The organism is Chryseobacterium nepalense, from assembly GCF_023195755.1.
Lineage (GTDB): Bacteria > Bacteroidota > Bacteroidia > Flavobacteriales > Weeksellaceae > Chryseobacterium > Chryseobacterium nepalense.
The window spans coordinates 3,006,257-3,031,350 of the sequence record NZ_CP096203.1 but is presented as its reverse complement, the minus strand read 5'-3'; the positions used below and the strand labels follow the sequence as shown (position 1 = coordinate 3,031,350).

20 protein-coding genes and 1 riboswitch are annotated in these 25,094 nt (G+C 37.4%); of the genes, 4 read left to right on the top strand and 16 right to left on the bottom strand.

Annotated features, from left to right (window positions below):
* Nucleotides 1–97: 97 nt before the first annotated feature.
* From M0D58_RS13580 to folE, 4 genes are all read right to left on the bottom strand, one after another.
* Nucleotides 98–1,264, bottom strand: coding sequence for a T9SS type A sorting domain-containing protein (locus M0D58_RS13580; protein WP_248390346.1), 1,167 nt, complete (start codon nucleotides 1,262–1,264; stop codon nucleotides 98–100).
* 204 nt (nucleotides 1,265–1,468) lie between these two features.
* Entirely contained in the window at nucleotides 1,469–2,935 is a 1,467-nt protein-coding gene (gene cysS, locus M0D58_RS13575) for a cysteine--tRNA ligase (RefSeq protein WP_248390344.1), read from the bottom strand.
* Between the two features lie 124 nt (nucleotides 2,936–3,059).
* On the bottom strand, nucleotides 3,060–3,491 hold the full coding sequence (locus M0D58_RS13570) for a DinB family protein (protein ID WP_248390341.1): 432 nt from the start codon (nucleotides 3,489–3,491) through the stop codon (nucleotides 3,060–3,062).
* An 11-nt stretch (nucleotides 3,492–3,502) separates the two neighbouring features.
* Nucleotides 3,503–4,168: a GTP cyclohydrolase I FolE gene (gene folE / locus M0D58_RS13565; RefSeq protein WP_248390338.1), complete on the bottom strand. Its 666-nt coding sequence runs from the start codon at nucleotides 4,166–4,168 to the stop codon at nucleotides 3,503–3,505.
* 97 nt (nucleotides 4,169–4,265) lie between these two features.
* Here folE and M0D58_RS13560 point away from each other — a divergent pair, with 97 nt between their 5' ends.
* Nucleotides 4,266–5,420, top strand: a complete 1,155-nt coding sequence (locus M0D58_RS13560) for a hypothetical protein (protein ID WP_248390337.1) — start codon at nucleotides 4,266–4,268, stop codon at nucleotides 5,418–5,420.
* 16 nt (nucleotides 5,421–5,436) lie between these two features.
* Nucleotides 5,437–5,922, top strand: coding sequence for a hypothetical protein (locus tag M0D58_RS13555; RefSeq protein ID WP_248390335.1), 486 nt, complete (start codon nucleotides 5,437–5,439; stop codon nucleotides 5,920–5,922).
* A 94-nt stretch (nucleotides 5,923–6,016) separates the two neighbouring features.
* Here M0D58_RS13555 and metF read toward each other — a convergent pair whose 3' ends face one another.
* The 8 genes from metF to M0D58_RS18180 form a co-directional block, all read right to left on the bottom strand.
* Nucleotides 6,017–6,976 (bottom strand): methylenetetrahydrofolate reductase [NAD(P)H], encoded by a 960-nt coding sequence (gene metF / locus M0D58_RS13550; RefSeq protein ID WP_248390333.1) that lies wholly within the window; start codon nucleotides 6,974–6,976, stop codon nucleotides 6,017–6,019.
* Entirely contained in the window at nucleotides 6,977–7,309 is a 333-nt protein-coding gene (locus M0D58_RS13545) for an EF-Tu C-terminal domain-related protein (protein WP_248390324.1), read from the bottom strand.
* Nucleotides 7,310–7,318: 9 nt separating this feature from the next.
* Nucleotides 7,319–9,985 carry a methionine synthase gene (gene metH, locus M0D58_RS13540; RefSeq protein WP_248390322.1) on the bottom strand — a complete coding sequence of 889 codons (2,667 nt, stop codon included), beginning with the start codon at nucleotides 9,983–9,985 and terminating at the stop codon, nucleotides 7,319–7,321.
* A 3-nt stretch (nucleotides 9,986–9,988) separates the two neighbouring features.
* The gene (locus tag M0D58_RS13535; RefSeq protein ID WP_248390320.1) at nucleotides 9,989–11,080 is read right to left on the bottom strand and encodes a fatty acid desaturase family protein; all 1,092 of its coding nucleotides are present in this window, start codon (nucleotides 11,078–11,080) and stop codon (nucleotides 9,989–9,991) included.
* 83 nt (nucleotides 11,081–11,163) lie between these two features.
* Nucleotides 11,164–12,174, bottom strand: a complete 1,011-nt coding sequence (locus M0D58_RS13530; RefSeq protein WP_248390315.1) for a homocysteine S-methyltransferase family protein — start codon at nucleotides 12,172–12,174, stop codon at nucleotides 11,164–11,166.
* A gap of 63 nt (nucleotides 12,175–12,237) precedes the next feature.
* Nucleotides 12,238–13,404: an O-succinylhomoserine sulfhydrylase gene (locus tag M0D58_RS13525; protein ID WP_248390313.1), complete on the bottom strand. Its 1,167-nt coding sequence runs from the start codon at nucleotides 13,402–13,404 to the stop codon at nucleotides 12,238–12,240.
* 125 nt (nucleotides 13,405–13,529) lie between these two features.
* Nucleotides 13,530–15,071, bottom strand: coding sequence for an ACT domain-containing protein (locus tag M0D58_RS18185; protein WP_428037162.1), 1,542 nt, complete (start codon nucleotides 15,069–15,071; stop codon nucleotides 13,530–13,532).
* Between the two features lie 3 nt (nucleotides 15,072–15,074).
* The gene (locus M0D58_RS18180) at nucleotides 15,075–16,013 is read right to left on the bottom strand and encodes an alpha/beta fold hydrolase (RefSeq protein WP_428037161.1); all 939 of its coding nucleotides are present in this window, start codon (nucleotides 16,011–16,013) and stop codon (nucleotides 15,075–15,077) included.
* 61 nt (nucleotides 16,014–16,074) lie between these two features.
* Nucleotides 16,075–16,180, bottom strand: a riboswitch (SAM riboswitch).
* Between the two features lie 187 nt (nucleotides 16,181–16,367).
* Between M0D58_RS18180 and M0D58_RS13515 the strand changes: the two genes are divergently transcribed.
* Nucleotides 16,368–18,983, top strand: coding sequence for an MGH1-like glycoside hydrolase domain-containing protein (locus M0D58_RS13515; protein WP_248390310.1), 2,616 nt, complete (start codon nucleotides 16,368–16,370; stop codon nucleotides 18,981–18,983).
* A 230-nt stretch (nucleotides 18,984–19,213) separates the two neighbouring features.
* Entirely contained in the window at nucleotides 19,214–20,893 is a 1,680-nt protein-coding gene (locus M0D58_RS13510; RefSeq protein WP_248390308.1) for a T9SS type A sorting domain-containing protein, read from the top strand.
* Between the two features lie 72 nt (nucleotides 20,894–20,965).
* Here the strand turns inward: M0D58_RS13510 and M0D58_RS13505 are convergent, their stop codons facing one another.
* The 4 genes from M0D58_RS13505 to M0D58_RS13490 form a co-directional block, all read right to left on the bottom strand.
* On the bottom strand, nucleotides 20,966–21,391 hold the full coding sequence (locus tag M0D58_RS13505; RefSeq protein WP_248390306.1) for an OsmC family protein: 426 nt from the start codon (nucleotides 21,389–21,391) through the stop codon (nucleotides 20,966–20,968).
* Between the two features lie 66 nt (nucleotides 21,392–21,457).
* The gene (locus tag M0D58_RS13500; RefSeq protein ID WP_248390304.1) at nucleotides 21,458–22,780 is read right to left on the bottom strand and encodes a DUF58 domain-containing protein; all 1,323 of its coding nucleotides are present in this window, start codon (nucleotides 22,778–22,780) and stop codon (nucleotides 21,458–21,460) included.
* 47 nt (nucleotides 22,781–22,827) lie between these two features.
* Complete coding sequence (locus M0D58_RS13495) at nucleotides 22,828–23,859, bottom strand: AAA family ATPase (RefSeq protein WP_248390303.1); 1,032 nt, start codon at nucleotides 23,857–23,859, stop codon at nucleotides 22,828–22,830.
* Between the two features lie 79 nt (nucleotides 23,860–23,938).
* A complete protein-coding gene (locus tag M0D58_RS13490) occupies nucleotides 23,939–25,090 on the bottom strand; it encodes a hypothetical protein (RefSeq protein ID WP_248390301.1) in 1,152 nt (383 codons plus the stop codon).
* Nucleotides 25,091–25,094 lie beyond the last annotated feature (4 nt).

Here is a 25,094-nt window from a genome sequence, read left to right as displayed (position 1 = left end):
TAATATCGAAAAATAAAACTTATTGAATATCAAATATTCATTAAAAAAAACCTTCTCAAATATTTTGAAAAGGCTTGATATATTGTAAAGATAATGATTATTCTGTCACTACAATTTTCTTATTGAGTAATACTTTTCCGGATTCATCCGTAATGTTTACGAGATAGGCTCCGCTTACAAGATTTCTGAGATACACCTGTTGTCTCAAAAACCCGTCTTTTACAGATAAAGCTTGTGTGAGGACATTCTTACCGGAAAGATCAAAAATATTAAGTTTTACAGATCCTTTTACCGTTTTGTCATTAACATTAATGTTGATTAATTTTTCATCTACTCTTGTAGGATAGAGATCAATATTTGCCAAGACATTTCCTAAAGCCGCTTTATCATTTGCAAAATACTTGCTTGCAAGATCATAAATATGCAGATTTTGCTCTCCCGGAAGCTGTTTGGCCTGTAAAGTATTGAGGTCCACTTCGTATAACGGAGCTCCTTTTGCACTGGCAATAACAACATTTCCTTTTGAATTAACTGCGGATCCATTTACCGAATAATTATCAGGAATTCCGGCAATTTTACCGATAAATTTAGCTTTTAATTCTTTTGTCACGACTTTAAATACATTCCCTGATGCGGAAAACACATAAAAATTACCTTCTGCATCAGCAATCATATCACCACCAAAACCGGTTTCCATGATCGTGAAAGAACTTTTGCCGTTGGCAGCATCATCTGTAATGATCCCCAGATCAGTGACGTTATATTGATTTCCCGATTTACTTATTTTGATAAACTGTGTCCCTACATTATTAATTGCGTAAATACTTCCGTCATAGCCTGCAGTCATTCTTGTAAAATGAGAATTGATATCGCAGGAAGTAACTCTTGCCACGTTATTTTCAACCAATGTTATTTCGCGTGATTTTGCGTTTAAAACATAGATATTTGAAGAAAACATTGGCATATAAACCAGATTATTGTTGGAAGCATCGTAAGCCAGAGTCGCCATATTCACAGCCTGGGCGTTGTTATACGTATTCTTATCTTCCGTTACAGCACCATTTCTGTTTTGGGAAAAAACTTTTGAAGAAGAATCTTCCGTAAAAATTACCTCTCCGGAAACTCCTCTGTTTGCATCAATAGTACGGAAATCATTAAAAATAATACTTGGTGAATCTTTACCGACAAGCGCAAAAAAATCCTGTTGCGCAGAAGCATTAATACCGATAAACAGCAAAAATAAAGGGAATAGATGTTTTTTCATAGTATATAAATTTTAATTTTTAATCATTTTATTATGACTAAGTTACGTATTTTTTGAATTCATTTTAAAAAAATTTAAGGTTAAAGAAGAATTTTGAATGTGAGCTTTCTGTCATTCCGCTTTGCTCCATTCAGAATGATATCTATACAAAAAAACTCCCACAAAACAACTGTGAGAGTTTATAATATAAATATTTAAAAAATTCTAATTTAAAACGTATGTTGTTCCATCCCTTCCGTCTTTCAGCTCGATGCCTTCCGCAAGAAGCCTGTCGCGGATCTGGTCTGACAGTTCAAAATTCTTTGATTTTCTAGCCTGATTTCTTAATTCAATCAAAACCTTCAGCGTCTGATCCAGTTTTTCGTTGTTATTTTCTTCAATAGTCTGAAGTCCTAAAACATCGAATATTAAAGCATTTAAAGTAGATTTCAAACCTTCCAAATCATTTTTTGAAATGGTTTCTTTTCCATCCTTTAGAGCAAAAATATATTTTACAGCTTCAAATAAATGCGCGATAAGAACCGGTGAATTAAAATCATCGGTTAATGCATCATAGGCTTTATTTTTCCATTCTTCAAGGCTAAAACCGGATTGCTTTTCATCGTTTGGAGTAACGGATTGTAAAACTTTAACGGCTTCCATTAACCTGATGAATCCTTTTTCGCTGGCCAGCATGGCATCATTGGAAATATCCAGGACACTTCTGTAATGTGCCTGCAGGAAACAGAAACGTACAATTGCCGGATGGAAAGGCTTTTCGAAAAAGTCATTTTCTCCGGTTACCAGCTGCATCGGCAAAATATAATTCCCCGTTGACTTACTCATACGCTGAGAATTCATGGTAAGCATATTGGCGTGCATCCAGTAGTTTACCGGAGCGGTATCATTGCATGCTTTACCCTGGGCAATTTCACATTCGTGGTGCGGGAACTTCAAATCCATCCCACCTCCGTGGATATCAAATGTTTCTCCCAAATATTTTGTACTCATTGCTGTACATTCCAGATGCCATCCCGGAAAACCTTCTCCCCAGGGAGAATTCCATCTCATGATATGTGCCGGGGAAGCTTTTTTCCAAAGAGCAAAATCCTGTGGATTTTTCTTTTCTCCCTGTCCGTCCAGATCACGGGTATTTGCGAAAAGTTCCTCGATATTTCTTTTAGATAATTCGCCATAATTTAATCCTCTCCTATTGTATTCCAACACATCGAAATAGACGGAGCCGTTGCTCTCATAGGCAAATCCTCTCTCAATCAATTTCTGTGTAAGTTCAATCTGCTCCACAATGTGACCCGTTGCGGTGGGTTCAATATTCGGAGGCAATAAATTAAACATTTCAAGAACTTTATGAAAATCTACCGTATATTTCTGTACGATTTCCATAGGTTCCAGCTTTTCAAGGCGGGTCTGCTTTACGAATCTGTCGTTGTTAACATCTCCGTCATCGGTAAGATGGCCTGCATCAGTTATATTTCTGACATATCTTACTTTATACCCCAGATGAGTAAGGCTACGGTAAATGAAATCAAAGGAAAGGAAAGTTCTTACATTTCCCAGATGGACATTGCTATAAACAGTTGGTCCACAGACGTACATCCCGACATTTCCATCTAAAATGGGTTTAAATATTTCTTTTTCGCCGGTAAGCGAGTTGTATATTTTTAGTTGCATGATTTAATAAGTAGTAATTAATGATTAATAAATGATTTTTAAATTTAATTCAAGATAAATCTTTCACAACAAATAATGGTTGTGATAAAAATTTTATCTGAGATTTTTTTAAATTTTATCATTATTAAATAGCTTTTAAATGGTGTTGTAAATGACTAATATAATCATTAATAATGAATTCCAGTGTGAAAATCTGAGGCTCTGTTTTTGTCATATCACAGGTTTTCTGTAAAGCTTCATCCTGCATATTTTCCACAATGCGGACAATCTGATAATTCAGAAGTTTCCAAAGGGCAATAATATCCAGGGTTGGCGTATTCTGATAATTCTGCGCTTTTACCCAAAAATCCTGATCATAAACAATATTTTCATTTTCTTTATATTGTGTGATGACGAACCTCCTGAGGTTGACCATAGCACTGTCGCAAAGGTGTCCTAAAATTTCTTTTTTAGACCAATTTTCAGGAGAGGTTTTATGAGACCAGTCTTCTTCATAGATTTCTTCAAATCTTAGAAGCTGTTCATCAACAATATTTTTAAGAATCTGATAATCCATTTAATTCAAATTTAATCCAATTTCGCATGACTTCCCACATAGTGAAGGAATTCCTGTCTTGTAATAGGATTGGTTCTGAAAATACCACTTAATTCTGCAGTAATGGTAGAGCTTGCCGTATCTTTTATTCCTCTGCAATTGACACAAAGATGTTTTGCATCAATGATACAGGCAACATCTTTTGTACCCAAAGCTTCTTTTAAAGCATCAACAATCTGCATTGTAAGCCTTTCCTGAACCTGTGGACGTTTTGCATAATAGTCTACGATTCTGTTGATTTTAGAAAGCCCGATCACTTCACCATTGGAAATATAGGCAACGTGTGCTCTTCCGATAATCGGCAAAAAATGATGCTCGCAGAATGAATATACGGTAATGTCTTTTTCCACCAGCATCTGGCGGTATTTGTATTTATTTGAAAAGGTAGAAATGCCCGGTTTATTTTCAGGTAGAAGTCCGCCAAAAATTTCGTTAACGTACATTTTGGCAACCCTGCGCGGGGAATCTTTCAGAGAATCATCCGTCATATCAAGTCCTAGTGTTTCCATGATTTCTCCAAAAAGTACGGTTATTTTTTCTATTTTCTCTTCTGGTGATTTCTCAAAAGCATCTTTCCTGATAGGCGTATGTTCTTTTCCAGTGAAAATATCATCGTCGTTGTCCGTAAAATCAACCATTTTTATTTAATTTGCACAAAAATACGGATAAAATCTGTTCGTCATATTTAATTTAGCCGAAAAACATTATCTTTCGCCGCCAACATCACTTTACGTTATGATTATTGCTGAAGAAGTACAAAGCAAAGCCCGGGAAAGGGAATTTTTAGAGTTTCCGGGAAGACTTTATCAAAATGACCCAAACTATATCAGACCTTTAGATAAAGACATAAAAGAAATCTTTAATCCTGAAAAAAACAGATTCTTTAAAAACGGAGAATGCGCCCGGTTTTTGTTTAAAAACAAGGAAAATGACACCGTAGGAAGAGTTGCCGTTTTTGTCAACAATTTTTACGAACAGCAGCAGCCGACCGGCGGAATAGGTTTTTTTGATTGTATTAATGATCAGAAAACGGCGGACTTTATTTTTAATTACTGTAAAGAATGGCTCCAAAAAAGAGGAATGGAAGCCATGGACGGATCCATCAATTTCGGGGAGCGGGATAAATTCTGGGGTGTACTAACGGATGGCTTTGAACAGCCTCTGTATGGAATGAACTATAATTTCCCTTATTATAAGGAGCTTTTTGAAAATTATGGATTCAGGACCTATTTTGAGCAGCTCTGTTTTTCAAGACCTATTTTTGCGGAAGTTTCACGCGTTTTTATGGTTATGCATGCAAAGCACCAACGAAATCCTGACATTTCGGCTCAACCCATGAAAAAGAATGCCCTGAAAAAATTCGCAAAAGATTTTACAGAAATCTACAATAAAGCCTGGGCGGCTCATGGTGAAGGAAAATGCATGGAAGAATCTAAGGTACTGAAGATGTTTAAAACCATGAAACCTATTATTAATGAGCATATTTCCTGGTTTGTGTATGAAAATGAAAAACCTATTGCCATGTGGATGAATATTCCCGATCTGAATCAATGGTTTAAATATATGAACGGAAAATTTGGCTTTTTTCAAAAACTTAAATTCTTATGGGTAAAAAGATTCAAGAAAAATGAAAAAATGGTAGGCCTTGTTTTCGGGGTGGTTCCGGAATGGCAGAGGAAAGGGATTGAAGGGTATATGATCTGGGAAGGGACACAGCATTTAAGAAAACATACTGATTTTAAGGTTACGGAAATGCAGTGGATCGGAGATTTCAATCCTAAAATGATTAAAATTGCTGAAAATCTTGATACTACGGTAACAAGGAAACTGGCAACCTATCGATATTTATTTGATCGTAATAAAGAATTTGAAAGACATCCTACACTATAATCTAAAAATATATTTTATGAATTCAGTATTTGTTTTACTTGTTTTTTTTCTTTTCATCATATTATTGATTCCTGCCATTATTTTTCTTATCGCCTATCTTGCTGCGAGAAGCCGAAAGAAAAAGCAGAAAGTACTGCTCGAAAAAATAGGAACTCCCCAATATTATGCTTTTGTAAGATACAATATGGGAAATACACAAAATGAATTCTTTAAGCTCAAAGCATTTCAGGGCAGTGGAATTTTATATGTTGAAGGCCGAAATATTTATTTTGAAGATACTCTACATCAAAATCCGCACGTATTTCCTATGAGTGAAAGCAACATCAAATGGGAAGATGTTAATATTGTAAACGGACTTTTGAAATGGTTTTCTATCGCCGATCAGGAGAAGAAATATTATTTCAATATTGAAAGCGGAATGTTTATTTTCAATCTTGATTCTTCGAAACCTACTACCAAAAGTGTTTTTGATAAATTATTACAACATCAGAATGAAATTTGATGCGTTTAGTTTTTGGCGGCGGCGGAGCCGCCGCCAAAAACTAAAATAAAAAAACCTCATCCTGGATGAGGTTTTTTTAGATCGTATGAGTTTATCAGAATAATGCTCCCGCTACTTTTTTAATATTATCACTTTTACCCATTGAATAAAAATGCAGTACCGGAACACCGAAGTCAAGCAATTCTTTGCATTGATTGATTGCCCATTCTATCCCGATTTGTTTTACAGCATCATTATTCCTGGCGTTTTCCACTTCGCTGATCAGTTCTTCGGGCAGGTCAATTTTAAAAACCTGGGGAAGAAGTTTCAGATGCTTCTTCGTAGCAATCGGTTTGATTCCCGGAATAATAGGTACAGTGATACCCATTTCGCGGGCTTTGGTTACAAATTCCATAAATTTTTTATTATCAAAAAACATCTGCGTTACGATATAATCGGCTCCGGCATCTACTTTCTGTTTCAGCCATTTTAAATCATAATTCATGGAAGGTGCTTCAATATGCTTTTCCGGATAACCTGCTATGCCGACACAGAATTTATTGTGTTCATCACACTCCTGGTCTTCATTGTGCAGATATTTACCTCTTCCCAAATTATTAATCTGATGAACTAAATCCATCGCACTGGCATGACCACCTATAGTGGGCTCAAAATACTGATGTCCTTTCATGGCATCGCCACGAAGCGCCATTACATTATCGATTCCGAGGTACATACAGTCTACCAGAAGATATTCTGTTTCTTCTTTGGTAAAGCCGCCACAAAGCAGGTGCGGAACCGTATCTACATTGTATTTATGCTGAATAGCAGCGCAAATTCCCAACGTTCCGGGACGCATCCTTGTAATACGGCGCTCCATCAAACCATTTCCTTTATCAATATAAATATATTCTTCCCTGGAAGTTGTTACGTCAATGAAAGGCGGTTTGAATTCCATTAAAGGATCAATATTTTTGTAAAGATCTTCGATTCCGATGCCTTTTTGTGGCGGAACAACTTCGAGCGAAAATAAGGTTTTTCCGTTTGCGTTTTTTATATGGTCGGTGATTTTCATTTAGCTTAAAATGTTGTTTTTTAAAGTTTCGTTTTTAATTTTTAAAATTTCTCCAACTCCAATAATTTTTGCCCCTTCAAGGAATTCAAATTTTACTCCTTCATATAATTTATTTTTAAAAAGGTGTGGAGACATTAGTGTTATTTCAGCTTCGACTTCTTCACCAGGGAAAACCCATTCTTTATTAATAAAAACCTGTCTTCCAGATGAGGTTGATTTCTCAAAATCAAATCTTACTTGAGGTCTGTAATTTGATTGAGCAGGAGTCATGCGTCCTCCTTCATCAGTTGTCCGATATTTTAAATACGCAATAAAGTCAAAATCGTCTTTCATAATTCTTATTTAAATTCCATCTGCCAAATTAGGATTTAACCATTTTCTTGCTTCCTGTAAAGAAATTCCTTTCCTTACCGAATAATCTTTCAGCTGGTCTTCTGCAATCTTTCCCAGTCCGAAATATTTTGCGTGCGGACTTCCGAAATAATATCCGGAAACCGAAGCAGTAGGAAACATCGCTAAACTTTCTGTTAAATAAACACCAATGTTTTCTTCCACTTTCAGCAAGTCCCAGATGGCGTGCTTTTCCAGGTGATCCGGACAGGCGGGATAACCAGGAGCCGGACGGATTCCTTTATATTTTTCGGCTATTAATTCTTCGTTGGTTAAATTTTCCTGATTGGCATAGCCCCAATATTCTGTTCTCACTTTTTTATGTAAAAATTCGGCGTAGGCCTCTGCGAAACGATCTGCCAAAGCTTTTACCATGATGGCGTTATAATCATCGTTTGCTTTTTCATATTCCTGCGCCAGTTCGTCAGTTCCGAAACCTGTTGTCACACAAAAAGCTCCGACATAATCTGTTTTACCTGAATTTTGTGGTGCAATAAAATCACTCAGCGCCAGATAATCTTTTCCTTTTGATCGTTGCGCCTGTTGCCTTAACGTAATGAATTTTGCTTTTTGTCGGTTGTCTTCGTCAAAGAGGAGAATATCGTCCGTTTCAGTGGAATTGGCTTTAAAAATTCCGAAAATGGCTTTTGCTGTTAAGAGCTTTTCATCCAGAATTCTTTTTAAAATGACCTGAGCATCTTTGAACAGTTCTTTAGCCTGAACTCCGACAACCTCATCTTCCAGAATATTCGGATATTTCCCATGAAGATCCCAGCTTCTGAAAAACGGCGACCAGTCAATAAAAGGCAATAACTCTTTTAAATCCTGATTTTCAACAACGGTAATTCCTAATTGATTTGGAGTAAAAATATCTTCGTTTTCCCAGTCAATTTTAAACTTATTTCCTCTGGCTTCTTCGATGGAGACATAATCTTTCTCCACCTGCCGGTTCAGGAATTTTTCTCTGAATTCGGAATAATCATTTTTTAAATCCGCAACATATTCTTTATTTCGGTCACCTAATAAAGAACTTACCACGTTTACCGCTCTGGAAGCATCATTTACGTGAACGACGGCATTTTTATATTTTAAATCAATTTTTACAGCGGTATGTGCCTTTGAAGTTGTTGCACCGCCGATTAGTAAAGGAAAATTTAAATTCTGTCTTTCCAGTTCCTGCGCGATATAAACCATTTCATCCAGGCTTGGTGTGATCAGTCCGCTTAATCCGATCACGTCTACTTTTTGTTCAATGGCGGTCTGAATAATTTTTTCAGCAGGAACCATTACTCCGAGATCCACAATTTCGTAATTGTTACAACCCAAAACCACACTCACAATATTTTTACCGATGTCATGAACATCTCCTTTTACCGTTGCCATCAGAATTTTCCCATTCGCTGGTTTCGAACCATCTTTTTCCGCTTCTATGAATGGCTGTAAATAGGCCACCGCTTTTTTCATGACCCTTGCTGATTTTACCACTTGGGGAAGAAACATTTTTCCGCTTCCGAACAGATCTCCCACAACGCCCATTCCGGTCATTAAATTAATTTCAATAACGTGAAGTGGCTTTTCCGCCTGCAATCTTGCTTCTTCAACATCTTCTTCAATAAAACGGTCGATTCCTTTTACCAAAGCATGGGTAATTCTTTCCTGCAAAGGATGATTTCTCCATTCTAAATCCTCAACTTTTTCTTTTTTTATGGATTTATGCTTTTCCGAATAATCTAAAAGTCTTTCGGTAGCATCTTCCCTTTTATCAAGGATAACGTCTTCCACCAGCTCAAGAAGTTCTTTATTGATTTCATCATACACTTCCAGCATCGCAGGATTCACGATTCCCATATTCATCCCGGCCTGAATGGCATGATATAAGAAAACGGAATGCATCGCTTCCCTCACCGTATCATTTCCACGGAATGAAAAAGAAACGTTTGAAACCCCTCCACTTACCGAGGCATACGGAAGATTTTGACGAACCCATCTTGTTGCTTCAATGAAATCAATTGCATTTCGGCGGTGCTCATCCATACCGGTAGCAACCGGGAAAATGTTTAAATCGAAAATAATATCTTCCGCAGGAAAATTTAAACGATTCACCAAAATATCGTAAGAACGCTTTGAAATTTCAATTCTTCGTTCGTAAGTATCTGCCTGTCCTAACTCATCAAATGCCATGACAATAACAGCGGCACCGTATCTTTTGATTGCTTTTGCCTGCCTGATAAATTCTTCTTCACCTCCTTTGAGACTGATTGAATTAACCACGCATTTTCCCTGTGCCACCTGAAGTCCTGCCTCCAAGATTTCCCACTTCGAAGAATCGATCATTATTGGGATTCTGGCAATATCCGGTTCGGATGCTATTAAATTTAAAAATTTGATCATGGAAGCTTTTCCGTCAATCAGTCCGTCGTCGAAATTGACATCCAGAATCTGCGCGCCACCTTCAACCTGATGGCGTGCTATATCCAATGCTTCAGCAAATTTTTCTTCTTTTATTAATCTTAAAAATTTCTTTGAGCCGGCAACATTGGTTCTTTCGCCAACATTGATAAAATTACTTTCCGGTGTTATGATCAAAGGCTCAAGCCCCGATAATCTTAAATATTTCATTAATTATTCTTCTAAAATAAAATAAGCGTTGTTTGCATTCTGCTTCAGCAATTCAACATGTTTTCCTAAAGCGGTCGCAATCGGAAATCGTTTATAATTTAATCCGTAATCTCTCGCAAACTGCTCAATTTCTTCTGTAATTTCATTATAATAAGCATAACTGTAATTTGGAAAAAGATGGTGGGCAACATGAAAATTGAAATTTCCCAGCACGTTTCTTACAAACCAGTTATTTTCCTGTAAATCATTCGTTACTTCAAACTGATGATGCAGCCAGCTGAAAGGCAATCCGTTTTTTCCATCCAGTTTCGGGAAAGCATTGTCAGGCAGCGGGTGTAATGGAAGCAATACAAAAAGTGCAAAAATACTTGCTGCAATTACCTGTAAAAACCAAGCTCCCAGTGCAAGACCTATTGAAACCTTAAAAAACAAAACCGGCACAGCAATCTGATAGAAAAAATAAAACAGTTTATAAGCAATCATCTTTACTTTTTCTTTTACCGGAATTGCTCCCTGCGTTTTCAGGATCACACGGTTGTTATCAAAAAAATCCCTGAAGTCCCTGATAAACATCCAGTTGAATAAATACAGCGGGTATACCAGGAAGAAAAACCGATGCTGATACTTCTGAACTCCTTTTGCTTTAATCCACGGAACAATCAGAAGCACACCACTTTGTTCAATATCAGTATCCCAACCGTCAACATTAGGATAAGCATGATGGCTTGCGATATGTCTTTTTTTCCAGATATAGGAATTAGCTCCTACAAAATCGAAAATCTGCAATACCAGACTGTTGAGTTTTTTACTTTTAAAAATATTATTATGTGCTGCTTCGTGAATCAGATTAAGATAAATTAAAACAAGCGATAATCCCATCAAAACAAAACTTAAAATATATAATCCGGCATTTTCCGCATTGAATAATGCAAAAACATACAGTCCGAAATACAACAAAGGCAATATAACGGCTTTGATCTGAATATAAATATCCCGGTTTTCAGGAATTGCTTCTACCCGCTGGTTCACTTTTTTTCTTAATTCATTAAACAATTTTGCATCCTCTGAATCTTTTAAGTAAATAGGTTTTTCCATTATATTTAAATTTTGTGTGATACTTAAAGATAATATTAAAAAACATTCCTTTTCTTCCTATTCAATTAAAAAATTCTATTAAATCAGACAAATTCCTTCAATTTTCTTGGTGGATATTGTGAAACCAGATCCGCAATCGCTTTGATATGATCCGGCGTTGTTCCACAGCATCCTCCGATAATGTTGATCAGTCCTTTTTCCACATACTCTTTGATCTGGGCAGCCATATCTTCAGGCGTTTCATCGTACTTTCCGAAAGCATTTGGTAAGCCGGCATTCGGATAGGCAGAAACATAAAATCCAGAGTTGTGCGCCAGAGTTTCCAGGTATGGCGTCAACTGATTTGCTCCCAAAGCACAGTTGAAACCTACGCTTAGTAAATTCAGATGCGAAACAGAGATTAAAAAAGCTTCTGCGGTTTGTCCGCTCAGTGTTCTTCCTGAAGCATCGGTAATCGTCCCTGAAACCATAATTGGAATGCTGATTCTTCTTTCATCTTGAATTTCATCAATAGCAAACAGGGCTGCTTTTGCATTCAAAGTATCAAAAATAGTTTCCACCAGTAAAATATCTGACCCTCCGTCTAATAATGCTTCGCACTGCTGTTTGTAGGCCACTCTCAATTCCTCGAATGTAATGGCCCTGTAACCGGGATCGTTCACATCCGGACTAAGGCTTGCCGTTCTGTTCGTTGGGCCGATAGATCCTGCAACGAATCGTGGTTTATCCGGGTTTTTAGCGGTGAATTCGTTACACACTTTTCTGGCGATTTTTGCAGATTCGTAATTTAATTCATATACCAGATCTTCCATATGATAATCTGCCATGGCAATCGTGGTGCCCGAAAATGTATTGGTTTCGATAATATCCGCTCCTGCTTCCAGGTATTTAATGTGAACTTCTTCGATGGCATGAGGCTGCGTTAAAGACAACAAATCATTGTTTCCTTTTACAGGATGTTCCCAGTTTTTGAAACGTTCGCCACGGTAATCCTCTTCTTCAAATTTATACCGCTGAAGCATGGTTCCCATCGCTCCGTCGAGAATTAAAATTCTTTCGGATAATGCTTTGTATAATTGTTCTGAATTTTTCATTTTTTATATTTTTTCTATAGGTTACACCTACGGCTATTATTGTTGAACCCTTCGGGTTCGTTGTTAATCCAATGCCTGTTTCAAGTCAGCAATAATATCATCTACATTTTCCAGACCAACAGAGCACCGTACCAAGCCTGCCGTGATTCCTACTTCATTCCTTTCGTGATCGGACAATTTGGAGTGCGTTGTTGATGCCGGATGCGTAACAATTGTTCTTGTATCGCCTAAATTTGCAGAAAGTGAACACATTTTTATTTTATCTAAGAAGTTCCTTCCCCCTTCAATTCCGCCTTTGATTTCGAAGGCTACGATATTTCCACCCAACTTCATCTGTTTTTTAGCGATTTCATACCCCGGATGGGATTTCAGGAATGGATATTTCACCAATTCTACATTGGGATGAGCTTCCAGAAATTCGGCAACTTTTAAAGCATTTTCACAATGTTTTTCAACACGGATCGCTAATGTTTCCAGACTTTTGGACAACACCCAGGCGTTGAAAGGCGACATGGCAGGCCCCGTATTCCTTGCAAAGAGGTAAATTTCGCGGATGAGATCTTCTCTTCCTACTGCCACTCCTCCTAAAACCCGACCCTGTCCGTCAATTAATTTTGTTGCGGAATGTACCACAATATCTGCCCCGTATTTTATCGGCTGCTGTAAATAAGGTGTAGCGAAGCAGTTATCCACAATAAAAATTAAATTGTGCTTCTTCGCAATCTGTCCGAAAAATTCTAAATCCAAAACCTCGATCGCAGGGTTGGTAGGTGTTTCCAGATATAAAATTTTTGTGTTCGGCTGAATATATTGTTCCACATTTTCAGCATCTTCCGCTTTGAAATAGGTTGTTTCAATATTCCACTTCGGGAAATATTTGGTAAACAATGTATGGGTAGAACCGAAAACCGACTGACAGCTTACGATGTGATCTCCCGCATTTAATAACGTGGCAAATGTTGAATAAATGGCCGCCATTCCCGTTGCAAAGGCATACCCTGCTTCGGCACCTTCCATTTTGGCTATTTTCTCTGTAAATTCTGTTACATTCGGGTTTGAAAACCGGCTGTACAGATTTTTCTGTTTTTCTTCCGCAAAACTCGCCCTCATATCTTCCGCATCCTGAAAAATAAAACTGGATGTTAAATATAAAGGTGTTGAATGCTCATCAAACTGAGTTCTTTCCGTCTGGGTTCTTATGGCGGAGGTTTCAAAATTATAATTTTCCATATTTTTTTGAAACCTTCAAGGTTTTCAAAACCTTGAAGGTTGTTTAGGTTGTTTAATTTATTTTGTTCTATAGGTTTCCCCTAAGGCTATTGATATTGAACCCTTTCGGGTTCAAATTATTTGTCCTATTTAGTTTCACTTACTCTTAAAATATCCCCAAAAACGCCTCTTGCAGTAACTTTGGCTCCGGCACCGGCTCCCATGATAACGATTGGATTTTCGCCATAACTTTCCGTGTAAATTTCAAAGATGGAGTCTGATCCTTTTAACTGTCCTAAAGCGGAGGTTGCAGGAACTGAGATCAGCTTCACATCAAGTTCGCCTTTTTCTTTTTGTAAATCACCGTGAAGATCTCCGACATATCTTAACACATGGCCGGATTTCTGATTGTTTTTGATCTTTTGATATTCTTCATCCAACTCGTTCAATCTTGAAAGAAATTCCGGTTTTGAAACGGAAAGCAAGCTTTCAGGAACTAAATTCTGGATATTGATGTCTTCAAATTCGTTGATTAAATCTAATTCTCTCGCCAAAATCAATAATTTTCTGGCGACATCATTTCCGGATAGGTCTTCTCTTGGGTCCGGTTCCGTATATCCTTTTTCCAGTGCTTCATTGATAATCGTTGAAAATGCGTCATCCCTCAAGGAAAAATTATTGAAAACATAACTCAGTGTTCCGGAAAAAACCCCTTTAATCCTGGTAATATTTTCTCCTGAAAGGTGTAGAAGCTTTATGGTGTCAATCAATGGTAAACCGGCTCCTACATTGGTTTCGTAAAGATAACGGCGGTTGTTTTTGTTCAATGTATATCGAAGCTGCTGATATTCCGAAATAGGGAGCGTGTTGAAAATCTTATTAGATGAAACCAGGTCAAATCCGTTTTCCGCTAATGCATGATAATTTTTAACAAATTCTTTGCTTGCCGTATTATCTACTACAATCAGATTTTCAAGTTGATTTTCTTTCGAAAAATTAATCAGTTCCTGAACATCTGACGGAATTTCCGCTGTTAAAACCTCATCATTCCAGTTGCTGTCAAACCCTTTTTTGTTAAAGGCAATTTTTTTTGAATTGGCAACAGCTACTACTTTAAGATCGATTTTTTTCCTTCTTTTAATTTCTTCTGAAGACTCCAGAACCTGTTCTATTAAGGTTTTTCCTACGTTTCCATGGCCGATAATGGCCAGATGAACTGTTTTTGGCTTTTTAGAAATTTCAGATTCTATGATATTTTTCGCTTTCTCGTCCTGAGAAGAAGTAACCACAATATTTACTCTTTTCTCTGCTGCAATCTGATTAAGCAACAGCGGGAAAACATTATTTCTGGCCAGCTCAGCCAGTATTTTATTTAAATCTTCCGCAACAAAGCCTAAAACCGATACGTTGTTGATACTATAAATCTGGGAAACCTTGCCCGATTTTCTTTCTGCTTCAAATTCATCAATAAGACAATTCACTGCTTTTTCGGAATCGCTTTCCTGTACAAGAATGGAAATCCCGTTTTCTATCGCCTGCTGTGAAATAACCCCAACACTGATTCTCGCTAACGTAAGCGCTTTAAAAATTCTTCCGTCAATACCGATTTCTCCTAAGAAATCCTCTCCTTCAAATTTGATGATTGACCTGTTTCTCAAAAATTTTATTTCGTTTGCATTGCTTTTCATCTCCTACAAAATATTTTTAATGATCGTATTTAATTGTTCATATTCCATTAGGAAAGCATCATGACCATGAATTGATTTAATTTCATGGTAGAATACATTCTCTTTATCTTTTTTTAATTTTTCAAAGCACATTCGGATTTCGGAAGCGGGAAAGAAAAGATCCGTATCTACAGCAATGAGATGTATCTGAGCCTTTATCCTTTTCAGTTCGGACTCATCCGCATCAATGGTCATCAGCAACTGATTCATTAACCGGTATGATGGTAAACTAAATCTTTCGTTCAGCGCATTACCGTGATAAATGAGCCAGTCTTCCGACTCCAACCTCTCCTTCTCATGATTGTATCTGTTTTGAAATCTGTCATTTAACGATTCCGGTGTTCTGTAACATAACATGGCATGAATTCTTGCCTTTTGCACGGGTTCTTCCTTATGATTTAATAAAAATTTCTGAACAAGACATTGCGCATGAAGCCAGTCGTGGGTTTTAAAATCACAGGCAATAGGAATAAATATTTCAGCGAGTGCCGGATTTTTAACCAGCATTTCCCAGCCGACACCTCCTCCCAGAGAGCCCCCGATAATAGTATGTAAGCTTTTAATATTTAAAATTTCAAGACCCTGTAAAAAGATATTGGCAATGTCTGATGCCGTAAAATATTCATAATCTTCTATGAAAAAATCATCATAGCCATTTCCCGGAATATTGAAGCACAAAACGGTGTACTGATGTGTATCAATAATCTGCTTTTTTCCAATCAATTTTTTCCACCATCCTTTTTCTCCAGCAACATCCGAATTTCCGGTTAAAGCATGATTTACGAGAATTACCGGTGCAGAAAACAATTCTCTCCCGAACAGCTGATAGCTTAACGAGATATTGTATTCCCTTCCGGAATTGGTGTGATACGAAAAATTAATATGTCTTAGTTCTGCTTTCAATTTTATTTATTTTAAATACAATTGAAAATGCCACAGGAAATGGCTGAAAAGAACTTCAGGTAAGTTATCTGTCCAAATTATTTGGTAGAACGTAGCACCTTCTTTGCTTGCGCAAAGGGTTGCTAAGGTTTCATCGGGTCTAATCCCTCAACCTTTCTTGATAACATTTTCAATATTTGAATGAACGAATGGTGCAAAGATAAAACTTTTATTTCAATTTTTTATAAAAATTTAACTTAACACTTCAACGCCTCATTTAAAAGGCTTTTCGGCATGATATTAAGTTTAATTCAAATTAAGGAAGTTGGAATTTTTTAACAAAAAGGCTACCTTCGTAATGAAAAATGATGAGATATGATTGCTGAAAAACATAGATTACAAAACACAGACTGGAAAAACTGGGGACCATACGTCAGTAACCGGCAATGGGGGAATGTAAGGGAAGATTACAGTCCCAATGGCGATGCATGGAATTTTGCCAACCATAATAATGCAGAAAGCTACGCTTACCGATGGGGGGAAGAAGGTATCGCGGGAATCTCAGACGCCAAACAGATTTTTTGTTTTGCCCTTTCATTCTGGAATAAGAAAGATAAGATGGTAAAAGAGCGTTTTTTCGGACTGAGTAATCCTCAGGGAAATCACGGTGAAGATATTAAGGAGATCTTTTACTACCTGGACAACACGCCCACTCACAGCTACATGAAAATGCTGTATAAATATCCTATCAACGCTTTCCCTTATGACGACATCCGTGCAGAAAATGCCAGAAGAGGCAAAAAGGAAGCAGAATACGAAATTTTCGATACCGGGATTTTTGACAAGGACGAATATTTTGATATTTTTATTGAATATGCCAAAGCGGATCACAACGACTTCTTAGTACGGGTAACGGTTTTTAACAGGAGTGATAATGCCGCCCCAATAATAATTGCACCAACAGTGTGGTTCAGAAATAACTGGAAATGGGGTTATAATACCTACAAAGGACAAACTGTGGCTTCGCACGACGGCTGCATTAATATTCAGCATGATAGTATTTCGATTAAAAAATTCTATTCAAGAGACACGGACGCGGAAAGTGTTTTTTGCGAAAATGAAACCAATAATCCCAAATTATACGGAGCTCCTTATCCCGGAAACACCTATTTTAAAGACGGGATTAATGATTATATTATTTATGGCAGCAATACTATAAATCCGGAAAAAACAGGGACTAAAGCTTCGTTCCTGCTGGATGAAATTATTGAAGCCGGAGAATCGAAATCTTTTGACTTCAGACTTTCTCCACAAGATCTTGACGAACCTTTTGAAAATTTTGATGAAATCTTCAGTGCACGAATTACTGAAGCCAACGAATTTTATGAGGAAATCCAGAATGATGTAACAAACGAAGATGAAAGAAATGTACAAAGGCAGGCTTTTGCCGGATTGCTCTGGAATAAACAGTTTTACCATTACAATGTCGGAAAATGGCTCAAAGGTGATCCTAATTATGAAGCGCCTCGTGATTTCTCAAATTATGTAAGAAATACGGAATGGAACCATCTCCATAATAAAGATATTATCTCAATGCCTGATAAGTGGGAATATCCTTGGTACGCTACCTGGGATCTTGCGTTTCATTGTGTTCCGTACGCTCTGATTGATGCCGAGTTTGCAAAAGGACAGCTTCTATTGCTTACAAAGGAATGGTATATGCACCCAAACGGACAGCTTCCTGCTTACGAATGGAACCTGAGCGATGTAAATCCGCCTGTACATGCCTGGTCTTGTTTCAGGGTTTTCAAGATTGATGAAAAACAGAACGGAAAGCCCGATCTTTTATTTTTAGAAAAAGTTTTCCAAAAGCTGCTTCTTAATTTCACATGGTGGGTAAACCGAAAGGATAAAAACGGAAAAAATATCTTCGGAGGAGGATTTTTGGGCCTTGATAATATTGGTGCTTTTGACCGGAATATGGTATTAAAAGACGGGCAGCATCTGGAACAGGCAGACGGAACCAGCTGGATGGCGATGTATGCATTGAATATGATGCGTATTGCAATGGAACTTGCCCAATATTATCAGGTGTACGAAGATATGGCCATTAAGTTCTTTGAACATTATCTTTATATTGCTGAAGCCATGGAGAACCTGGGCGACGGGACAAAAGGACTCTGGAATGAAGAAGACGGATTTTTCTATGATGTCTTACAGCTTGGAAACGGAGACAGTGTCTCCCTGAAACTGAGAAGCATTGTAGGCCTTATTCCGATGTTTGCCGTAGAAATTATAGATCATCACCTGCTTGATAAGATGCCTAATTTTGTTGAAAGAATGGATTGGGTGCTGAAAAATAAACCCGAACTTACAAAACTTGTTTCCCACTGGGAAGAAGAAGGCCAGGGAAGAAAGCACCTGATGAGCATTCTCAGAAAAACAAGACTTACAAAAGTACTGAGCCGTATGCTGGATGAAAAAGAATTTTTAAGCGATTATGGAATACGTGCTATGTCTAAGGTATATGAAGAAAATCCATTTGTCTTTTCTGTTCACGGAACACAGAATGTTGTATATTATACACCGGCAGAGAGTGACAGCCGAATGTTCGGAGGGAACAGCAACTGGAGAGGCCCGATATGGTTTCCTATCAATTTCCTTATTGTGGAGAGTTTACAGCGGTTCCATTTTTATTACGGAAACAGCATGAAGGTAGAACTTCCAACGGGAAGCGGAGATAAAAGAAATCTTGATGAGGTAGCCCAAAATATAAGCAATAGATTATGTTCTATTTTTCTAAAAGATGAGGTAGGACAGCGTCCTTTTAACGGAGGAAACGCCAAATTCAATTATGATGAAAATTTTAAAGATTATATTACATTCTTTGAATACTTCCATGGTGACAACGGCCGGGGAATAGGAGCATCCCATCAGACCGGATGGACAGCAACCGTTGCAAAGCTGCTGAAACCAAGAATGTCATTCTAAAAGTATTTTACTCATTACAAGCCTCTCTTCAGAGGCTTTTTTCATATACCACACTTTATTAATTCTTTCAATGATAGAATTCACAAATATAGTTAAAATCTATTTAATCATTAATATAAAAACATTATTACTGTAAAATAAATATAATATTTATAATATTTTTAAATTTGGATTGATTTTTTAACATTATAATATCTATATTAGCAAATAAATTTAATAAACTATTTCTTATGAAAGGAAAATTACTACCTCTTACAGCTTTGGTACTTTCAGCTGTATGCAATTATCAACTCAATGCCCAGGAATATCAGCCGCTGTCTATCCAGAGTGGTTTCAATGCTGATGTTATTGCCAATGGTGTTGGTCCTTCAGCATCTTCCACTAACAATGATGTAGATGGTGTAAGCTATGCTTTTATTTCACGGGATTTTCAACTGACCGCAACAAGCAATCCACTTACGTACGGACTTCCTACAAATGGAATTATCAATTCTGTTGTAGCTTCAACATCCGGCTTATCTTACCAACTTGGCGCTTACAGTTCAAACAATACCCTCAGACTTCAAAATGCCAACGACAACGGTACTTTAATTTTCACGACACCAATGCAGGCCATTACAGTATATATGCTGGCAACGGGAGGAAGCGGAGCCTGTACCGTAGATGTAGACGTCAATTTTACAGATAATACTTCTCAGACGTTCTCTGCAATTAGCATTTCCGACTGGTACGGCGGAAGCAGCTATGCGATTCAGGGAATCGGGAGAATCAATTTAAACAACGATAATCTTGAATCCGGTTCGGGAACCAATCCTAGGTTATATCAGATTCCTTTGGCTATCAGCACAGCCAATCAGTCGAAAAGTGTAAAGAGTGTAACGGTAACAAAAGTTGGAACGGGAGGTATTCCTAACATCTTTGCTTTTGCGGCAGACGCCTATAATGCATGCAGCACACCAACAAATATCACGGCTACCACTACCATGACAGAAGCAACACTAAGCTGGACAGCACCGGCAAGTGCGCCTGCTTCCGGGTATCAATATTATTACAGTACTTCACCTACAGCTCCTACAGCAACAACAGTTCCTACAGGAAATGTGACTTCAGGAACTACAGTAACTCTTAATCAACTTACAACAGGGCAAACATATTATTTCTGGGTAAGATCGAATTGCGGAGGTTCTTCACAAAGTTTCTGGAAAATGAAAGAATTTACACCGGGACAGATCAGCACACTTTATACAGCCGGCGACATCAATACACAATATAACAATTCCGGCGTTACCACTTCATCCACTACGAACTGCGCAGGAACCTTAAGTGTAAACGTGCCTTCGGGATATAAAATAAAATCTACAGCCGTTTCTTATAAAATGTCTACCGCTTCAAACGGATGGATGGGTGAGCAAAGAAGTCTTTTGGTTTGTACAACCAACAATGTTACAGAACCTTCAGTAACCTCAGGATCCGGATCTTCTTCAGGCACGTATTCTTACAACAGAACAGGACTCACGCTGGCTAATGATCTTACGGGAACCGTAAATTTCGAGCTGAGAGCATGGAGAACATACGGAGGATCAGATTGCACTGCAGAATATAATAAAGTTGATAACAACACATTTACCGTAACAGTTACCCTGGAACCTTTAGCTTTGGCAACAAATGAAGTTACCGTAAAAGAAAAAGAAAGAATTGCGCATCCTAACCCGTTTGTGGATACTTTATACCTTGAGAAGGCCGAAAATGTGAGAAAGGCAGTAATAACAGATCTTTCGGGAGTAGTGGTAAAAACCATTGAAAACCCTTCTTCAACAGTATTTTTAGGAGGACTAAAATCCGGAATGTACATCCTGACTTTACAAATGAAAGACGGCTCTCTGAAAAGCATGAAAACCATCAAGAAATAATAATTATAAATTATATTAAAAAACCCGCGGATAATTCTTATCCGCGGGTTTCTTTTTGTTAGTATAAACAGCCTAAGGCTGAACAACTTCTCCGTTAACCAAAACTTCAAATCCTATTTCTACAGTCGGTTCCAGGGTTTTGGAAACAGAACAGTATTTCTCAAATGACAACTGGGCTGCTTTCTGAGCTTTTTTAGGATCGATATTTCCTTCCAGTAAAAATTTTACTTTGATGGATTTAAAAGGTTTTGCATCGTCAACCTGAATTCTTTCTCCCTCTACCTCAGCTTTAAAGTCTGTAATTTCCTGTCTTTGCTTTTTCAGGATAGAAACAACATCAATCCCGCTGCAGCCTGCAACGGCCATCAGAACACTTTCCATAGGCGAAACACCTTTTGCGCCCGGTTGTGTTGTATTATCGAGAAGAATTGAATTTCCCTGAGCGTTGGTACATTCAAACAAAAAATCGTCGTTGATTCTGTTAAGTGTTATTTTCATTATTGCTTATTGCTTATTGCTTATTGCTTATTGCTTATTGCTTATTGCTTATTGCTTATTGCAAAATTATAAAATTCCTCTCGCTTTTATCTCCAGGTATTTATTGATAACATCGATATTCAAGTTTTCAGGAAGTGTATAAACCGTATAAATCCCGTATTTTCTAAGTTCCTGAATAATCAGTTTCTTTTCAAACTCAAATTTTTCGGCAATAATCTCATCATAAATTTCCTGCATATTTTCCGGATTTTTATTAATCAGCGTCTGAAGTTCAGAATTTTTAAAGAAAACCACTACCAACAGATGGTTTTTAGCGATGCCACGTAAATATTTCAACTGACGGTTAAGTCCGTCCAGCGTTTCGAAATTGGTGAACAGCAGTATAAGACTTCTCTGGTTCAAAGAATATTTCACATCCTGATACAGCCTGCTAAAATCACTTTCAAAAAAATCGGTTTTAATATTATAAAGCGCTTCTGATATTTTTCTGAGCTGACCCGATTTGTTTTCTGCGGCAATTTTATTTTCCGTTTTTTTAGAGAACGTCATCATCCCGGCCCGGTCTCCTTTTTTCAGGATAATATGGGATAAAGCCATTGTTGCATTGATGGAATAATCCAGCAGGCTCAATCCTTTAAAAGGCATCTTCATCGTTCTTCCGGTATCGATCAGCATAAAGATCCGTTGGGATTTTTCGTCCTGAAACTGGTTTACCATCAGCCGGTTTGTCTTGGATGTTGCTTTCCAGTTGATCGTCCTGATATCATCTCCCGGTACATATTCTTTAATCTGCTCAAACTCCATGGTATGGCCCAGCTTTCTTATTTTTTTAATTCCTCCTAATAGAAATTCGCTCTGAATAGCCATCAGTTCATATTTTCTCAGGTGGATGAAAGAAGGATAAGAAGGCAGATTGGCATCTTTCTGAAAATTAAATCTTTTAGACACAAAACCTAAAGGTGAAGAAACATACACATTCAGGCTTCCGAAATTATATTCTCCGCGCTCTTTAGGCTCAAGAATATATTGAAAAAAGGTATTTCTTCCCGGGAAAATTTGTTTTTCAATCAGAAAATCCCTCTTCTGAAATTGAAAAGGTATCTCATCGATTACCTTAACCGAAATTTTAAAATCATAATTATTTTTAATATCGATTTTCACAGGATTTTCATCTCCGTTGGATAATTTTTCAGGCAAAATCCTTTGTGCCGAAATTCCTTTATTTTTGTTAAAAACAAAGAGAGCATCTACCATTACCGCTAAAAAGCAAAGCAGTAAAGCAATATGCGCCGCCCACATAAGAAACGGGAAGAAGAATGCAAAGACATACAGGATTCCCACTCCGATGAGCACGTAAAAAAAGCGCGTATTGATGTATAAGTTTTTCATTTTTAAATGTCGGCTTTCAGGTTGCAGATAGCAGTTGAATGATCCTTCTATCTGGGAATTTCAATTCCTTCTAAAATTTGTCTGATAATTTCATCAGCGGTAAGGCCTTCCATTTCTCTTTCAGGCGATACGATTACTCTGTGTCTCAATACGGCATAACTCGATTCTTTGATATCCTCAGGAGTTATAAAATCCCTTCCTCTCAATGCAGCAAAAGCTTTAGAGGCTGTTAGCAATGCAAGACTTGCCCTTGGAGAAGCTCCCAGATACAGGAACTGATTTTCCCTTGTATTCACAATAATCTTGGCGATGTATTCCATCAAATGCGACTCAACAATAATCTCTTTTACAAGCTGTTGGTAATTTTTAAACTGCTGAGCCGTGATAACGCGGTTTACTACATCTGTTTTGTCTTCCGTTTTATTTTCGTGCTGATTTTTTATGATGGCAATTTCCTGCTGCAGATCAGGATATCCTACATTGATTTTAAACAGGAAACGATCAAGCTGCGCTTCCGGCAGTCGATAGGTACCTTCATGTTCAATAGGATTCTGGGTTGCCACTACAAGAAAGGGTTCTTCCATAATGTAGCGTGTTCCATCCATCGTAATCTGTCTTTCTTCCATTACCTCGAACAAGGCGGCCTGTGTTTTTGCGGGTGACCTGTTGATCTCGTCAATCAAAATAAAGTTTGAAAAAATAGGGCCTTTTTTAAATTCAAATTCGGAATTTTTTACATTAAAAACCGAAGTACCCAAAATATCAGAAGGCATAAGATCCGGCGTAAACTGGATTCTGCTAAAGCCTACATCAATGGTTTTTGCCAGCAATTTTGCAGTAATGGTTTTTGCAACTCCGGGAACACCTTCGATAAGAACGTGTCCGTTTGATAAAAGTGCAGCCAAAAGATGTTCTACCATGCTTTCCTGCCCCACGATTACTTTGGCAATTTCGGACTTTACTTTTTCCAGACTTGTTCTAAGCTCAATCATATCTATCCTAGACTGAAACTGGTCTTCTTTTTTATCAAGATGTATAGAATGCTGGTCTTCTGTATTGGGGTTTTCAAAATTTTCCATATAATATAATTTAACAATTTACCGATGTACCACCCAGGAGAGTTGTTACATTGTGATATTTTTAGATTGTTATACTTTTTTAAATTATTTCGTCAAGCAATTTATTCATTTTTCCAAGATCTTCTTTCATTACCTGTGCATACGGATCTTGTGCCTTTTTGATCAGATTCATTGCTTCATCAATCATTTCCATAGGTTTGCCGGTTTTTAGCTGAAGTTTCTTGGCAAATTCAGCGTCCAGATGCTGTGTGTCGATGAGGAGATCCATCCTTACTTTATTAAGGAAGTATTGTGCTTTTTTAGCCATCATATCATGAAAATCACCCTCCTGAAGGTATAGGTTTCCAATACTTTTCACAAAATCAACGGATGTATTTTTCAACGGTTCTATAATTGGAACAATACGCTGCTTTCTTTTAGCATTAAAGAAAATAAATAGAACCAGCCCTCCTAATAGCACCCACCATGCATATTTCAATGCCGGATTGGAAAGAATAAATCTCAGGAAAAACTGTGAAACTTTTGCATCGTTTTCTACAAACCAGATTGTTTCACGTTCATCAAGGTAAGAAAAAACATCCTGGGCGTACCTTACATTCCCACGTTTTAACAGATAATAGTTGGTAATGAAAAGGGGTTCGCAATGCACATAAATTTTTCCTTTTCCGAATGCAATCTTAATAAAATTGGCCTGGTCTGAATTGTTTTTCTCAACTGTTTTTCCCAAAACCTCAACACCCGGCTTTATAAAGGTGAAACCTCTTCCTGAAGGAAATTTATCCAAATGGATAAAATCGTTGCTGAATTTTTTGTCCGTAAGCTTCAGCACATTTTCATCTTCGAAAGAAATCTGTGAATCATAATAACCGATACTATCCGAGATTTGTTTAGGCATTTCACTCACGATAAGCATCGCATCCGAACCCTTGGATACCTGATCCAGAATCTTATTCCATGACGGTCTGTCGATTGTCTCTTCTATAACCAAAATATTATGCGGCTTCTTATCAGCCTGATAATAATCGTATGGTGTCTCTGATATTTTTTTGATTTTATTTTTAAAAAGCGTATTTACCTCATTGTTAAAAACAAACAAACCGAAAGGTGATTTCTGGTTGATATCAAAATTTTTCCTCCAGTCCGTTCTTTCCGTTTTATTCGCTTCAAACAATACCAGAATAATCATCACAACGATGAAAATTACAGCATATATTTTGAAAGTTTTATTCATGGCA

Bases quoted from the DNA above. Each gene is read 5' to 3' on its own strand.
- M0D58_RS13580 (WP_248390346.1), bottom strand. From the start codon at position 1,264: ATGAAAAAACATCTATTCCCTTTATTTTTGCTGTTTATCGGTATTAAT.
- cysS (WP_248390344.1), bottom strand. From the start codon at position 2,935: ATGCAACTAAAAATATACAACTCGCTTACCGGCGAAAAAGAAATATTT.
- M0D58_RS13570 (WP_248390341.1), bottom strand. From the start codon at position 3,491: ATGGATTATCAGATTCTTAAAAATATTGTTGATGAACAGCTTCTAAGA.
- folE (WP_248390338.1), bottom strand. From the start codon at position 4,168: ATGGTTGATTTTACGGACAACGACGATGATATTTTCACTGGAAAAGAA.
- M0D58_RS13560 (WP_248390337.1), top strand. From the start codon at position 4,266: ATGATTATTGCTGAAGAAGTACAAAGCAAAGCCCGGGAAAGGGAATTT.
- M0D58_RS13555 (WP_248390335.1), top strand. From the start codon at position 5,437: ATGAATTCAGTATTTGTTTTACTTGTTTTTTTTCTTTTCATCATATTA.
- metF (WP_248390333.1), bottom strand. From the start codon at position 6,976: ATGAAAATCACCGACCATATAAAAAACGCAAACGGAAAAACCTTATTT.
- M0D58_RS13545 (WP_248390324.1), bottom strand. From the start codon at position 7,309: ATGAAAGACGATTTTGACTTTATTGCGTATTTAAAATATCGGACAACT.
- metH (WP_248390322.1), bottom strand. From the start codon at position 9,985: ATGAAATATTTAAGATTATCGGGGCTTGAGCCTTTGATCATAACACCG.
- M0D58_RS13535 (WP_248390320.1), bottom strand. From the start codon at position 11,080: ATGGAAAAACCTATTTACTTAAAAGATTCAGAGGATGCAAAATTGTTT.
- M0D58_RS13530 (WP_248390315.1), bottom strand. From the start codon at position 12,174: ATGAAAAATTCAGAACAATTATACAAAGCATTATCCGAAAGAATTTTA.
- M0D58_RS13525 (WP_248390313.1), bottom strand. From the start codon at position 13,404: ATGGAAAATTATAATTTTGAAACCTCCGCCATAAGAACCCAGACGGAA.
- M0D58_RS18185 (WP_428037162.1), bottom strand. From the start codon at position 15,071: ATGAAAAGCAATGCAAACGAAATAAAATTTTTGAGAAACAGGTCAATC.
- M0D58_RS13515 (WP_248390310.1), top strand. From the start codon at position 16,368: ATGATTGCTGAAAAACATAGATTACAAAACACAGACTGGAAAAACTGG.
- M0D58_RS13510 (WP_248390308.1), top strand. From the start codon at position 19,214: ATGAAAGGAAAATTACTACCTCTTACAGCTTTGGTACTTTCAGCTGTA.
- M0D58_RS13505 (WP_248390306.1), bottom strand. From the start codon at position 21,391: ATGAAAATAACACTTAACAGAATCAACGACGATTTTTTGTTTGAATGT.
- M0D58_RS13500 (WP_248390304.1), bottom strand. From the start codon at position 22,780: ATGAAAAACTTATACATCAATACGCGCTTTTTTTACGTGCTCATCGGA.
- M0D58_RS13495 (WP_248390303.1), bottom strand. From the start codon at position 23,859: ATGGAAAATTTTGAAAACCCCAATACAGAAGACCAGCATTCTATACAT.
- M0D58_RS13490 (WP_248390301.1), bottom strand. From the start codon at position 25,090: ATGAATAAAACTTTCAAAATATATGCTGTAATTTTCATCGTTGTGATG.